The sequence below is a fragment of the Syntrophotalea carbinolica DSM 2380 genome, assembly GCF_000012885.1.
GTDB lineage: Bacteria > Desulfobacterota > Desulfuromonadia > Desulfuromonadales > Syntrophotaleaceae > Syntrophotalea > Syntrophotalea carbinolica.
In genome coordinates this window covers 3437064-3451259 of the sequence record NC_007498.2, presented here as the reverse complement: position 1 = coordinate 3451259, position 14196 = coordinate 3437064, and the positions used below count along the sequence as shown (strand labels likewise).

The window sequence follows — 14196 nt, the reverse complement described above, 5'->3', positions numbered from 1 at the left end:
GTGGGAAGATTGACGCAGAGATTGGGGAAAAGGACCGTTTCCGGATGAAAACTAGGATAGATAATCGAAGTCAAACCGCGAAAGCGCCCGGATCGCAAAAAGGTTGGGCCAGGCACGCAGCATGGCGATTTCGATACGGACGAAATCAAAGCCCAGCACATCAAGATCTGGACAGGAGGTATCGGCATGAAGCGAATAGGATTGATTCTAGCGGGTTGCGGTGTGTACGACGGCAGCGAAATCCATGAGGCGGTGCTGGCTCTGCTGGCTATCGAACGTGCCGGTGCCGAAGTTGTCTGCATGGCTCCCGATATGAAACAGATGCATGTTATCAATCACTTCACGGGTAAAACCGAAAGTGATCAGGAGCGCGGTGTGCTGGCCGAATCGGCACGCATCGCTCGCGGCAAAGTGGTCGATCTGGCGACCGTCAGTCCTCAGGATATCGATGCCCTGGTGATTCCTGGTGGTTATGGCGCGGCGAAGAATCTTTGTGATTTTGCCGAGAAAGGCGCCGCCTGCACGGTTCTGCCGGAGGTCGAACAGTTGGTTCGCACCATGATCGACAAGGGCAAGCCGGTGGCGGCTATCTGTATCGCCCCGGCGTTGCTGGCCAAAGCCTTGCAGGGTTATACGCCGCGCCTGACCATCGGCAACGATCCGGAAACCGCTGCAGCCCTTAAGGCCATGGGTGCGGAGCACGTCGATTGCCCGGCCACCGATATCGTGGTGGACGAAAAGAACCGGCTTGTGACCACCCCGGCCTATATGCTGGCCGGAAATATTGCCGAGGCCGCGACAGGTATCGAAAAAGCGATAAAGCAGTTGCTGACCATGGTCTGAAAGGACGGCGGCACATAAGATCAAGACAACGGGGGCGGACATGATGCATGTCCGCCCCCGTTGTATGTTGTAGCGTCTTGTTCATCGGTTATGCTTGTAAAGTGGTTGCTATCTGCGAAGGTTTTTTACTCATGTTTCGAGGAGTGTATCCCATGAACGCAGTCGGTTTTTCCGGTTTCCCAAGCCATATCGACGAACGCGATGCCTGTGCCATTATCGGGTTTTTTAAAAAACACGGCCAGCCGACTCATGGCAATCTGCAGCGAACCATCGAGGCTCTCATCAAGATGGGCCACCGTGCCGGCGAGGTCGGTGGCGAAGGCGATGGCTGCGGCGTATTGACCGATATCCCCCGCCTGCTGTGGCGGGAAACCCTGGCCCGGGCCGACTATGTACAGGAATTGGCCGAAGCGCCGGAATTTGCCGTTGCTCACCTGTTGCTGCCGCGCTCACTGGCCAAGGCGGACATGGAGGACCTGCAAAACAGGATTCTTGCCTTGTTCAGGGCGCATGGTTGTCGCGTTTTGCTGCATCGTCCGTTGCCGGTGCGTAGCGAGATCCTGTCCGCCAGTGCCCGTGCCAGCGAACCGCTGGTCTGGCAGCTGGCGTTGACCGTACCCGAGCCCGAAGCCGGTTCCGTGTTGCTGTATGAACTGCACGTGGCCCTGGAAGCCGAACTGCCGATCCAGGTGGCGTCCCTTTCCCAGCGGACCACGGCTTACAAGGTTCATGGCGCGCCGGAGATGCTGGCACGTTACTATCCGGATCTGAAGCGGCGCGATTTTCTGTCGGCGGCGACGATCGGTCACAGCCGTTTTTCGACCAATACCCTGCCCACGGTGTTGCGCGCGCAGCCCTTCAGTCTGCTCGGACATAACGGCGAAATCAACACCATCGAGCGGCTGCGGGAAGAAGCCCGGTTGCTCGGTATCGTTCTGCCGGCCGGCGGCAGCGATTCCCAGGATCTCAATCGGTTGCTGGAAGGCCTCATGCAGGGTAGCGGGTTGAGCCTCTTCGAGGCCATGGAAATGGTTTTCCCTCCTATTTTCAGTGAAATGCAGCAGCTTCCGGATGTTCAGCGTCAATTGTTCGGTTTTTTCCGGCGGTTTTTCCCGACCAGCGCCCAGGGGCCGGCGGCGGTTATCGCCCGGTCGGGCGATCAGGTCGTGTGCAGTGTCGACGCCATGGGGCTGCGGCCGCTGTGGTTCGGTGAAACCGAGCGGGAATATTTTGCCTCCTCCGAAGTCGGGGTCGTTCCTCAGGAGGAAATCCTTGCCGACCCCAAACCGTTGGCACCGGGGGAGAAGGTCGGCATGAATATCCCCTTGGGCAAGGCAGTCGAGGTGCTGAACCACCAGCAACTCCGTAATGAAGTGCAGCGCAACTTTCAACGTCGCACGTCGCTGCCCTCCCAGGCGCGTATGGTGACATCCGCCCGTAATTTGCCGGATCGTCGGCCTGCGGCGGCATCGGTTTTTGCGCGTAGCCGTAATTTGCTGCGCGATAATCTGCTGTCGGCCTGTGCCTGGAAAACCAGCGATTTGCGCAGTCTCAAGGAAATGGCCAGTGCCGGGCGTGATCCGATTGCCTCGCTCGGTTATGACGGTCCGTTGGCGGCTCTGGCGAATACGCGCCAGAACCTGGCCGATTATCTCAAGGAGCAGGTAGCGGTGGTGACCAATCCGGCCATCGACCGCGAACGCGAGGCGGAACATTTTTCCACCCGGGTTTTTCTGGGGGGCTGCCCGACCCTGCGCGGCCGTCGGCGCAAGGCCGTGGAAATGATGCTGCCGCTGCTGCTGGGAGGGCGTCGACTCGGGCCGGTCAATCACGACGATGCCATTGCGGCGGACCACGGCACCACCACTCTGGAACGCCTGCTGGGGCATTTCAGCGGCGGGCGACACCGTTTCCGCCGCTTATCCTGCGCCCTGCGCCGTCAGGAGACCGTGCCGGAAGCCCTTGCGCGGCTGGGCGGGGAGGCGTCCGTCGCTGTTGCCCAGGGCTCCGTCCTGCTGCTGATCGACGACAGTCAGAGTTTCAGCCCCGGATATGGCTTTCTCGACCCGCTGTTGCTGCTGGCCTGGCTGCAGAGCCACCTTATCGATCAGTTGGACGAACATGGGGAGTGCCTGCGTCGAAGTTGTTCACTGGTTCTGCGCTCGGGAGCCTTGCGTAATCTGCACGATCTCATCTGTGCCCTGGGTATGGGAGCCGACGCCGTTTGTCCCTATCTCATGTGGGAGTTGGCAGACGACTATCAGGACGGTGTGGGGCGATTGCTCGATGTTCTGGGCAAGGGGCTGGAAAAGGTCATGTCGACCATGGGCATTCACGAGATCGGCGGTTACGGGCGGCATTTTGCGGGGATTGGCCTGGCACCGGAACTGGCCGATATTCTGGGCCTTGCCAATTTCTGCGGCTCCGCCCAGGGGGGGCTGACCCTGGCCCGGCTCGGTAGCGACGGCTGGGAACGCAGCAGCGTGGCGCGCAGTCGTCGCCGGCAGCCGGTGGCGGAATTGTTCCGGCTGTATCCGCGTATCTGGAAGACCGTCGCTGCCGTCGCCAAGATGGAGGAGAATTACGACGAGTTGTCGCGCCTGATCCGGCGCTACATGGAGGAACACCCCCTGGCGATCCGGCACCTGCTCGATTTTTCCATTCCCAGCGAACTGACCGTCGACCCCCGCGATGTCGATGCCTCGGTCGGCGGCCACGATCTGCCCATCATCATTTCAGCCATGAGTTTCGGTTCGCAGGGAGAGACGGCCTTTCGCATTTATGCCGAGGCTGCCAAACGGTTGAATATCGTCTGCATGAACGGTGAGGGGGGCGAGATTCCCGACATGCTCGGCAAGTACCGTGGCAACCGTGGACAGCAACTGGCCTCCGGGCGTTTCGGTGTGCATATGGATCTGCTCAATTCGGCCGATATCCTTGAGATCAAGGTCGGGCAGGGGGCCAAGCCGGGCGAGGGCGGGCATCTGCCGGGGTTCAAGGTCACCGGAAAAATCGCCGAGGCGCGCAATGCCGCACCGGGGGTGACGCTTATCTCGCCCTCCAATAACCACGATATCTATTCCATCGAGGATCTGGCCCAGATCATCGAGGAATTGCGCACGGCAAATCCCCGTGCCCGTATCTCCATCAAGGTGCCGGCGGTGGCCGGTATCGGCACCATTGCCATGGGTATCGCCAAGGCCGGGGCCGACATCATCACCATCAGCGGTTACGACGGCGGTACCGGGGCGGCCCGCCAGCATGCCATCAAGTTCGTCGGTATGCCCGCCGAAATCGGAGTGCGCGAGGCGCATCGCGCGCTGGCCGAGTCGGGGCTGCGTCATAAGGTCGAAATCTGGGCCGACGGCGGCATGCACAGCGGTCGCGACGTGGTGAAAATGATTCTGCTGGGGGCCAACCGTGTCGGTTTCGGTACCTTGCCCATGGTGGTTATCGGGTGTACTGCCTGTCGCAGCTGTCATCTCGGTACCTGTCATGTCGGTATCGCCACCCAGATTGAAACGGTCGAGGAAGCGCAGGCCAAGGGGCTTAAACGCTTTGTGCCGCGGGTGCTGGAAAACGGCATCATTTACGAGACCACTTTTTTCCGGGCATTGGGGGAAGAAATCCGTAACCTGACTGCCCGCCTGGGCTTCCGTCGTACGCAGGATATGGTCGGTAAGGCAGACCTGCTGGTGCAGCAGCGCGGTCATGAGCATCTCGATTTAAGCGACCTGCTGGCACCTGTGCCGCTGGCCGATATGCCGCGTTCAGCGGCCGATGTACGCATTATTCGCAAACCCCTCAATTATCTTACCTCACTGATCTCCAGCCTGGTGACCGAAGCCCTTGACGGACCGGAGAGTCGTATCCGCTACGAGGATCAAAGCGCCTCCAGCAGCGACCGGGCCATCGGCACGTATCTGGCCGGCGCCATGGCGCGCGACCGGGCCGAAGGACGGCCGGGAGCGGACAAGCAGGTGTTGCTGCATTTCCGGCGCAATGCTATCCCCGGCAATGGTCTGGCGGCGTTCAATATCTCGCGTATTAACTTACGTATCGAGGGCAGTGCGCAGGATGGTGTCGGAAAAGGTGCCCGTGGCGGCAAGATCGTGGTCCTCAAGGGAGAAAACCGCCAGGGACAGAGGGTTGGCGGTGCCGTGGGGAAGGGGCTTGCTTACGGTGCCCAGGGCGGGTTGTTCCTGATCCAGGGGGACGCGGACAGTCGCGCTTGCGTACGCCTGTCCGGCGCTGAGGTGGTTATTGGCGGCCGCCTGCGACAGCCTCTCGACGATGAAGCAGGCAACCTCGCCGGGAGGGCCAATATCAAGGGCTTTGCTTTCGAATACATGACCGCCGGTCATGTGGTGGTGCTGGGAGATCCCGGTCCCTGGTTGTGTTCCGGCATGACTGGCGGCAGCGTGTATTGTCTTTTGGACGAACCGATGGGAATGACCCACGCAGCACTGAAACGACGACTGGCCCGGGCGGCACAGGTTGATCTTTATGACCTGGACGATACCGATGTCGAGGCGGTGGAGCGTCTGCTGGGAGCCTATCATCGCGAGTTGCTTTATTCTCATCAGGCACAGGAGGCCGCGTGGGTGGAGCAGCTCAAGGATAAATGCCGCACCCGGTTCGTGCGCATTGCCCCGGTAGGAGCCGTGGATGCGCCGCCGGTTATGACGGAATAAGGGTGAAGCGGTGACTAGTGACTGGTGACTGGTGACTGGTGACTGGTGACTGGTGACTGGTGCTGGTGCTGGTGCTGGGCATGTTTTGGTTTTAACCAATCACTAATCACTTGTCACCAATCACGGCTTTTACGCTGTTGCAGTAACGGATGAAGGAGAAACCCATGCCCGTACGCGAGAATATCCACGATCAGATTATCCTCGGTTCCGGACCGGCTGGTTACACGGCCGCCATCTACACGGCGCGCAGCAACTGCTGCCCGCTGTTGATCTCCGGCCTGGAGCCCGGTGGCCAGCTGACCGGCACCACTCTGGTAGAAAACTTCCCCGGTTTTCCCGACGGGGTTGACGGACCGGAGTTGATGGAATCGATGCGCAGGCAGGCTGAGAAATTCGGGACCGTGTTCGTCTCCGGCGAAGTTTCGCGTGTCGAGCTTTCCGAACATCCGTATAAAATATGGGTGGGGGACGATCTCTACCGATGCCGCTCCCTTATCGTCTGCACCGGAGCTTCGCCGCGCATGCTCGGTCTGCCCAACGAAAAGGAGTTGTACGGGCGCGGTGTGTCGGTCTGCGCCACCTGCGACGGGTTCTTTTACCGGGGCAAGGAGGTTGTGGTGGTCGGCGGCGGCGATACCGCCATGGAAGATGCTTTGTTCCTGGCCCGTTTTGCCGCCAAGGTTACCGTCGTACACCGACGCAACGCTTTGCGGGCCAGCGCCGCTTTGCAGCAGCGGGCCCAGGCGAATGCCAAGATCCACTTCGTCTGGGATACCGTGGTGACGGCGATCCTGGGGGATAAACAACAAGGAGTGCGTGGGGTGCGTCTGCAGCATCTGCCTACGGCCAAGGAGGAGGATTGCCCATGTGACGGCATATTCGTCGCCATCGGCCATGTGCCCAATACGACCTTATTCAAGGGGCAACTCGATCTGGACGACTGGGGTTATATCCTGACCCGTAATGGTACGGAGACCAACCTGCCCGGCGTGTTTGCTGCCGGTGATGTGCAGGATCCTTTTTTCCGCCAGGCCATCAGTGCTGCCGGGACCGGTTGCATGGCCGCCATGCAGTCGCAGCGCTTTCTTGAGTGCCTCGAAGACGCCGATTGCAAGAAGTGTCAGGCCTTGCAGAAACGCCATCCGGTTGCCGCGCAAGAGGATTAGATCTGTACATTTGTGCGCCGGCGATTTAATCTCACATCTGGATAAGCCAGGAGGCTGTCGGACTGTTTTTTAATTCAGGTACAGGGAGGGTAATCATGGATATCACCAAAACCATCGCTCAATTGAAACAGGAGCCCGGCTTCGCTGAAAATGTCGGCATGTTGCTGGCGCACAACGGCGTGGTGCGGGGCTGGTCGCGCGGCGACGGCAAACCCGTATCGGCCGTAACCGTCAAAGTCGATCATGACAAGATCGAAGCCCTGCGGCAGGAATACGAACAGAAGCCGGGCATCTTCCGGGTCCTTATCGAGGCTTGCGAGGGTACCCTCAAACCCGGCGACGACCTGTTGTTCATCATCGTGGCCGGTGCCTTGCGCGAGGATGTCAAGCCGGTGCTGGCGGAAGTTCTTGACCGGGTCAAGGATGAAGCCGTGACCAAGTCGGAAGCCAAGCTTGCGTAGAATATTGAGTGCTGAATTGGTTCATATGATTTTGCCGGTTTGCTGCTAAATCCCCTTGTGACGCCGCCGGAACGAAGCGGGCGGCGGGCGAGACAGGTGGACGACTGAGCGTAGCGAATCTCGTCCACCCGCCCGTCGGTTGCGTAGTGGAGGGAACCCGCCGTAGGCGGGCCAGAAGCGGGGCACCTTTCTCTGCTTACTCTCTTTTGGTGTAAAAAGAGAGTAAGGCGCCGGGTGGGGGCGCAACCCCGCGGTGTTGCAGTTAAAGTTAATGCGTCGAAAAATCGGTATTGCGTGCAGAACAAAATCACCGAAATCAAACAACGGTTATGCAACTAGATCTTTTCAGGGGCGGCATCCCGTCGCCCCTATTCAAGCAACGACTCCTCCGGTTCCTCCACCCGTTCCACCACCCGTTTTAAAAAATTCACCGCATCGCGCCCGTCGATCAACCGGTGGTCGTAGCTCAACGCCAGGTACATCATGGGCCGGGCGACGATCTGATCGTCGCGCACCACCGGGCGCTGCTGAATGCTGTGCATGCCGAGAATGGCGCTTTGCGGCGGGTTTAAAAGAGGGGTGCTGAGCAGCGAGCCGTACACCCCGCCATTGCTGATGGAGAAGGTGCCGCCTTGCAGGTCGGCCAGCGCCAGGCGGTGTTTGCGCGCTTTTTCGGCCAGTTCGGCAATCTGTTTCTCGATGTCGGCAAAGTTCAGGCGGTCGGCATTCAGCAACACCGGCGCGACCAGTCCCTGGTCCGTGGCGACGGCGATGCCGATATCGTAGAAATGCTGATAAACGATGGCCTCTTCTTCCAGACGGGCGTTAATAACGGGAAATTCGCGCAGCGCTTCCACGCAGGCTTTGACGAAGAAAGACATCAGTCCGAGTTTGATGCCGTTCCGTTCCATAAAACGCTCGCCATACTGGCTGCGCAGCTCCATGATCCGTGACAGGTCGGCTTCGTTGATGGTCGTAGCCATGGCGGTCTGCTGGCGTGCCGCCAGCAGTCTTCTGGCAACGGTCTGCCGCAGGGGAGAAAGAGGCTCGCGGTGGCTGAGGCGCTCTTCGTCTCCGGAGTCATGGTCGCCCAGGTCTTCCTCCATGTTTGGAAAAGGAGCCCCGGGTTGCGGGATGGCAGGTTCGATAGGCTCCGGTGATGCTTCGGTCTCGGTCTCGGTCTGTGGGACGGCACTCTGCTTCTGCGGTCTGGGAGGTTTTGGTTCCGGTTCAGCGGTTTCCTGCCCGGCAGCGGGGTATTCGGCCGGTTGCGTGTCGGAAGGCGGTGGCTCCGACGGTTCCAGGGGCTCGGTGGTTTGCGCCTGACCGGCTTCTTCGGTCAGGACGGCGATGACCGTTCCGATCGGTACGGTTTCGCCCTCCTCGGTGCGCAGAGTGACAACGCCATCCGTTTCTGCAAACAGTTCCAGGGTGATTTTGTCCGTTTCCAACTCGCACAGAAGATCGTCCTTCTGCACCTGTGCGCCATCCTGGCAGTGCCATTTGGCCAGTTTGGCTTCGATGATCGATTCGCCGATTTCGGGGATGCGGATATCCATGGAGTCTTCCTCGCGTAGGTATTCAGACAGTCGGTTCGGATGACGTTGCGATTTCCAGAGCTGTTTCGACGATGCGTTGTTGTTCCACCTTGAACTGCCGGTAGGAGCCGCCGGCAGGTGCCGCAGCTTCCGGTCGGCCGCAGAATTCCGGCCAGCGTCCCAGAATCTCGGCCAGCCTGGGGGCAATAAACGACCATGCGCCCATGTTGCGCGGCTCCTCCTGAACCCACAGCTGGCGTCGCGCTCCGGCATGGGGTCGCATTGCTTCTTTCAGCAGATCCTCGCGCAGCGGATAGAGTTGCTCGATGCGAATGATGGCAACGTCTTGCCGTTGCTGTGTTTCGCGCTGTGCCTGCAGTTCATGGTAGATCTTGCCGCTGCATAATAACAGCGTATCGGTCTTGCCTGATGGCTGCGTATCGGGCAGGATTTCGCAGAAATGCCCGTTGCTCAATTCATCCAGTGTGCTGCGACAGCAGGGATGGCGTAGCAGGCTTTTGGGGGTGAAGATGATCAGCGGCTTGCGGAAGGGGAGCTTGAGCTGGCGCCGCAGCAGATGGAAATACTGAGCCGGCGTGGTCGGTTGCGCAATCAGCAGATTGTTCTCGGCGCAGCTTTGCAGAAAACGTTCGATTCGGGCGCTGGAATGTTCCGGACCTTGGCCCTCGTATCCGTGCGGCAGCAGCATGACCAGGCCGCTGACCCGGTTCCACTTGCGCTGGCCGCTGCTGATGAATTGGTCGGTGATGACTTGAGCTCCGTTGACGAAATCGCCGAATTGGGCTTCCCAGAGGGTCAGTCCGTTGGGCCGTTCCAGGGAATAGCCGTATTCGAAGCCGAGGATGGCAGCTTCCGACAGGGTGCTGTCATAGGCGCAGAAATCAGCCGGAGTGTCACACAGGGTGGCCATGGGCATAAAGCTTTCACCGGAGTGGCTATCCATCTGCACCAGATGCCGTTGGCTGAAGGTGCCGCGGCGGCAGTCCTGTCCCGACATGCGAACGCTGTGTCCTTCTCCGAGAAGACTGGCAAAGGCGAGGGCTTCAGCCGTGGCCCAGTCCAGTTGTCCGCCATCCTCCAATACCGATGCCTTGCGTTTGTCGAGAAGGTTGCGGATGCGAGGATCGGGGGTGAAATGGTCGGGCAGGCGGGCCAGTTTTTCAGCCAGGCCCTGCAACTTTGCTGCCGCTACCGCGGTGGCGGGGGTGAGGGCGGAATAGTTCCGTTCGATATTTCCCCACTTGCCTTGAAAGCCGAGGTCGACGGGTTGGTGGCGGCGCTGTAGGGCCGCATCCAGATCTTCCTGTATTTGTTCGGCCTGCTGCCGCATCCGCTCCTTGTCCAGCCCCTCTTCCAGTAATTGATTTTGATAGATTTCATGGACCGGAGGGCGTTGTTTGATGGCCTGATACATGAGGGGTTGGGTAAAATAAGGTTCATCCCCCTCGTTATGGCCATGTCGCCGGTAGCAGATAATCTCCAGCAGCACGTCCCGGCCGAAGCGTTGACGATACTCGAGGGCCAGTTCCACGGCATGGATGGCGGCTTCCGGGTTTTCGCCGTGCACGTGGAAGATGGGAATCGTAAGCATTTTGGCCACATCGGTGGCGTATGGCGTCGAGCGGGCATCCTCCGGCACCGTGGTAAAGCCGATCTGGTTGTTGAGCACGATGTGCAGGGTGCCGCCGGTGCCGAAGCCTTCGAGTTGGGACAGATTGAGGGTTTCGGGCACGATGCCTTGGCCGGAAAAGGCCGCATCGCCATGGATCAGAATCGGCAGCACATGCTTGGCGCCGTCGCGGCCGAAGACATCCTGCCTGGCGCGGGCTTTGCCCTCCACCACCGGGTTGACGGCTTCGAGGTGACTGGGATTGGAGGCCATGGTCAGGTGCACGATCCGGTCGTCCGGCAGTGTCAAGTCGGCGGAAAACCCTTTGTGGTACTTGACATCCCCTTCGCCGACAAAATGGAACTCGGCATTGTCGGAGAATTCGGCAAAGATGTTTTCCAGCGGTTTGGCAAAAATGTTGGCCAGCACGTTAAGTCGCCCGCGGTGCGGCATGCCGAGCACGATATCGCGTGCTCCCAGGGAGGCCGCCCGGCGTATGGCGCGTTCCAATACCGGAATCAGCACCTCGCCTCCCTCGAGGGAAAAGCGTTTCTGGCCGGGGAACTGGCGGTGCAGAAAGCGTTCAAACAGGGCTGCCTGCTGTAACTTCTGCAGGATGGCGTAGCGATCCTCCATGGACGGCCGGAGGTGATTGTGCTCGCTTTCCAGCCGTTTCTGCAGCCACAGACGTTCGGACGGTTCCACGATGTGCATGAATTCCACGCCGGTGGCATGGCAGTAGGTGTCCTTGAGCGTGGAGAGGATTTCCCGCAGGGATGCCGTGTCCTTGCGGTCGAGCCCTTTGGCGTGAAAGCTGCGATCCAGATCCTCGTGGTCGAGGCCGAAGGCCGCCGGGGTCAGCAGGGGATGGTCGGTTTGGCAGGGCGATAACGGATCGGTACAGGCCAGCAGGTGTCCCAGTTCGCGGTATCGATTGATGAGGGCGTCGACGGCGGACTGCTTGAAAGTGACTTCCGGTGTCAGGCAGGCCAGGGGGGGGATGGGTACCGATTGGCGGCCGGTATCGAAGCCGTCGAAAAACGCCTGCCAATCCAAAGGCAGTTGCTCGGGATTTTGCTGCCACTGGCGATACAGTGTTTCGATCCATGCCGGGCTGAGGTTGGCGAGAAACGACATCCTATCCCTCCATTCATCACGCCAATCCACCCGGCCGCGGCGCGGGCAGGGGGAGCATGATGCCGATAGCCCCGTAATTATAACAACTTGACCGTATTGAGCAACGATTTCTTAAACCGGGTAAATCGGCGGCCCTCACGATGAGAGCCGCCGCTGGCTGGACTTAGTGCTTTTTATGGGGTTCTTCGCCGGCCATGGCGTTAACGGCCTTAGCCGGAGAAGCTTCGACCTTGGCGAGGATTTTGTCGGTCTGGGCTTCGTCGAGCCAGGCCACTTTACCGGTGCCGACATCGTAGATGGCGCCGACGACCTTGACTTTGCCGCTCTTGACCAGTTCACGGCTGGCGGGGCTTCTCATGAACAGATCTTCAATGCCCTGCCAGACATTTTCCACAATGGCGTAGGGGATAACTTTGTCGCCATGCGCTTCAGGGTGCTCGGCAATGGCTTTTTCAACCGCCGGCTGGATATTGTCGACCAAAGGCGGAATGTTGCGTTCCAGGGCATGGCCGGTGCCGTGCACGGCATGAGTGACAGCGGTGACGGCGCCGCACTGGGTGTGGCCGAGGACCACCAGCACCGGGGTGTTGACATGGGCCAGACCGTATTCGATGGAACCGGCCTCGTCGGTGTCGACCACGTTGCCGGCGACACGGATGACGAAAATGTCCATGATGCCGGCATCGAAGATAGCTTCGACCGGTACGCGCGAATCGGAGCAGGTGATAACCGTAGCATAGGCGTGATCCCCCTGGTTTTCGCTACCGGCCTGGATCAGGCGCTTGGTATCGCTGTGGGGGTGGATCGATTTGCCGGCAACGAAACGGGCATTGCCCTCCTTGAGCATGACCAGGGTGGCATCGGGGCTCGGCTTGGCGGCTTTGCCGGAGGCCAGGGTCGGAGACAGCATGAGCGCGGTGGCTACCAGGGCCAGGCTGCCCAGACGGACGGTGGAGCGGATGGTGCGGTACATATGCAATTCCTCCTGTGAAAAAAGTGGCTGTTCGGTCGCCTAATCTAGCACCAAAGGTCACTTATGAAAATGGGCAAATGATAGGTATACGCTACATTGCCGATGTCAAAGGTAATTATCCAAATCAGTCCGTATCTGTTATAATGTCGGTGATGTATTTTTCAGTCGGAAACCTCGGGGGTGTCGTGATTTCAAACGCATCAGTTACCCATACCGCACGAGGGCGTATGAACCCTTCAGATTGTTCGTCAGAAAAAAAATCCTGCGATCGGACGCAAAATTCAGGGAGCGGCGAGGAGCCTGAATCGCCTTTTTTCGCCATGAATGAATTGTTGTCTCTGTTAGGTCATGAATTGCGCACCCCATTGGCCGGAACCATGGGGATGCTGGAGCTGGTTTTGGCAGGCGACCTGGCGGCTGACCAGCGCAGTGCTCTGGAGTTGGCCAACGCTTCAGCCCGAAGCATGTTGCGCCTGATTGAAGATCTGCATGATCTGGCCCGTATGGAAGCGGGGCGGCTGCAGCCTGAAAACAGTGCATTTGAGGTGCGGCCGTGGGCCCGGGAGATGCTGCACGAATTGACCAGGGTCGGTAGCGCCGAAATTACCCTCGATGTTGATTCCCGGGTGCCCGAGATCATGATGGGCGACGGTAATCGCATCGCCCATTTGAGCATGAGTCTGATCGATATTTTTCTTAAGCATAGCCGGAACCGTTGCGTTGCTCTGCATCTGGATCTGGAAACGCGAGAAGGTCAAAGCATGCTGTTGGTGACCATCGGGACGCCGGGCCGGCTTTTGGAAGACCGGGAACGGGTCGACTTACTGAAGTCCTGCGGTACCATGGCCCACATTCCGATGCGCGCCTTCCGCCAGGTGGGGCTGGCTTCGGCGCTTGCCTGCAATCTGGCCGCCGCCCTCGGCGGGGCTTTGTGGCCAAAGCCGGGTTCGCAAGAGCAAAATATTCAGGTGTTGGCGGTGCCTGTGGGGCTGCCCACCGGTTATGAAAAGGTCGAAAGCGAGCCGCATGTAGCTGAGGACATGCCGGATATGCAGCGTGACCTGTCCACCGTGCGTATTCTGCTGGTGGAAGACGACGATGCCATTCGCAGGCTGGTGGAATTGCTCTTACAGCAGCGCGGTTGGCAGGTGACAGCCGTTTCGGACGGTCTGCAGGCCCTGGAATCTTTTCAGGCCAACCGGTTTGACCTGGTGTTGATGGATATCCGCATGCCGCGTCTCGACGGTCTTGAGACGACGCGGCGCATACGTCGTCGAGAACAGACCCTCCGCATGTCGTCACTGCCCATTGTCGGTATGACCGCCCATGCTGCCGTTCAGGACCGCAGCATGTGCCTGGAGGCGGGGATGGACGACTATCTGAGTAAACCCATCGCCTCCGACCGCCTCTACAGTATTATTGAGAGAAGCCTGGCCAACCGAAAAGTCGCTCCTTGACTTGCATGACTTAAGGCTGGAGGCAGGTTGACGTATCGCGGTTTTGTACCGGTGCAGTCACCGCGTTATGGTCAATTGTCGCCATTTCCGGGGGCTTTAAAGCCGCTCGGAAAAAAATTGCTGCGCGGTTTTTTCATGCTTGACATTTTTTTCTTAGCCATGTATAAACACAACTCACTTCGGCATGGTTGTTTTTGAAGCCCTGACGAAGGAACGATCCCTGGTAGCTCAGTTGGTAGAGCAGGTGGCTGTTAACCACCCTGTCGCTGGTTCGAGTCCGGCCCGGGGAGCCAACAA

The 14196-nt window shown here is 59.3% G+C and carries 8 protein-coding genes and 1 tRNA gene; 6 read left to right on the top strand and 3 right to left on the bottom strand.

Translation table 11 applies throughout. The annotated features are described in order from the left end of the window. Positions 1-186: 186 nt before the first annotated feature. From elbB to PCAR_RS15915, 4 genes are all read left to right on the top strand, one after another. Positions 187-843, top strand: a complete 657-nt coding sequence (elbB, locus tag PCAR_RS15930) for an isoprenoid biosynthesis glyoxalase ElbB (protein WP_011342733.1) — start codon at positions 187-189, stop codon at positions 841-843. A gap of 152 nt (positions 844-995) precedes the next feature. Then, positions 996-5537 (top strand): glutamate synthase-related protein, encoded by a 4542-nt coding sequence (locus PCAR_RS15925; RefSeq protein ID WP_011342732.1) that lies wholly within the window; start codon positions 996-998, stop codon positions 5535-5537. A 164-nt stretch (positions 5538-5701) separates the two neighbouring features. Next, positions 5702-6703: a thioredoxin-disulfide reductase gene (gene trxB, locus PCAR_RS15920; protein WP_011342731.1), complete on the top strand. Its 1002-nt coding sequence runs from the start codon at positions 5702-5704 to the stop codon at positions 6701-6703. 95 nt (positions 6704-6798) lie between these two features. Further along, entirely contained in the window at positions 6799-7164 is a 366-nt protein-coding gene (locus PCAR_RS15915) for a molybdenum cofactor biosynthesis protein MoaE (RefSeq protein ID WP_011342730.1), read from the top strand. A 368-nt stretch (positions 7165-7532) separates the two neighbouring features. Here the strand turns inward: PCAR_RS15915 and odhB are convergent, their stop codons facing one another. The 3 genes from odhB to PCAR_RS15900 all read right to left on the bottom strand — a co-directional run bounded on the left by odhB (position 7533) and on the right by PCAR_RS15900 (position 12442). After that, the gene (odhB, locus tag PCAR_RS15910) at positions 7533-8723 is read right to left on the bottom strand and encodes a 2-oxoglutarate dehydrogenase complex dihydrolipoyllysine-residue succinyltransferase (protein ID WP_011342729.1); all 1191 of its coding nucleotides are present in this window, start codon (positions 8721-8723) and stop codon (positions 7533-7535) included. Positions 8724-8745: 22 nt separating this feature from the next. Beyond that, positions 8746-11469, bottom strand: coding sequence for a 2-oxoglutarate dehydrogenase E1 component (locus PCAR_RS15905; protein WP_011342728.1), 2724 nt, complete (start codon positions 11467-11469; stop codon positions 8746-8748). Between the two features lie 163 nt (positions 11470-11632). Further along, on the bottom strand, positions 11633-12442 hold the full coding sequence (locus tag PCAR_RS15900) for a carbonic anhydrase (RefSeq protein ID WP_011342727.1): 810 nt from the start codon (positions 12440-12442) through the stop codon (positions 11633-11635). A 227-nt stretch (positions 12443-12669) separates the two neighbouring features. Between PCAR_RS15900 and PCAR_RS15895 the strand changes: the two genes are divergently transcribed. Next, entirely contained in the window at positions 12670-13899 is a 1230-nt protein-coding gene (locus tag PCAR_RS15895) for a response regulator (protein ID WP_011342726.1), read from the top strand. A gap of 217 nt (positions 13900-14116) precedes the next feature. Then, a tRNA-Asn gene (locus PCAR_RS15890) sits at positions 14117-14192 on the top strand. Positions 14193-14196: the final 4 nt, after the last annotated feature.

Excerpts from the sequence above, each read along its gene's own strand:
- elbB (WP_011342733.1), top strand. The coding sequence starts at position 187 with ATGAAGCGAATAGGATTGATTCTAGCGGGTTGCGGTGTGTACGACGGC.
- PCAR_RS15925 (WP_011342732.1), top strand. The coding sequence starts at position 996 with ATGAACGCAGTCGGTTTTTCCGGTTTCCCAAGCCATATCGACGAACGC.
- trxB (WP_011342731.1), top strand. The coding sequence starts at position 5,702 with ATGCCCGTACGCGAGAATATCCACGATCAGATTATCCTCGGTTCCGGA.
- PCAR_RS15915 (WP_011342730.1), top strand. The coding sequence starts at position 6,799 with ATGGATATCACCAAAACCATCGCTCAATTGAAACAGGAGCCCGGCTTC.
- odhB (WP_011342729.1), bottom strand. The coding sequence starts at position 8,723 with ATGGATATCCGCATCCCCGAAATCGGCGAATCGATCATCGAAGCCAAA.
- PCAR_RS15905 (WP_011342728.1), bottom strand. The coding sequence starts at position 11,469 with ATGTCGTTTCTCGCCAACCTCAGCCCGGCATGGATCGAAACACTGTAT.
- PCAR_RS15900 (WP_011342727.1), bottom strand. The coding sequence starts at position 12,442 with ATGTACCGCACCATCCGCTCCACCGTCCGTCTGGGCAGCCTGGCCCTG.
- PCAR_RS15895 (WP_011342726.1), top strand. The coding sequence starts at position 12,670 with ATGAACCCTTCAGATTGTTCGTCAGAAAAAAAATCCTGCGATCGGACG.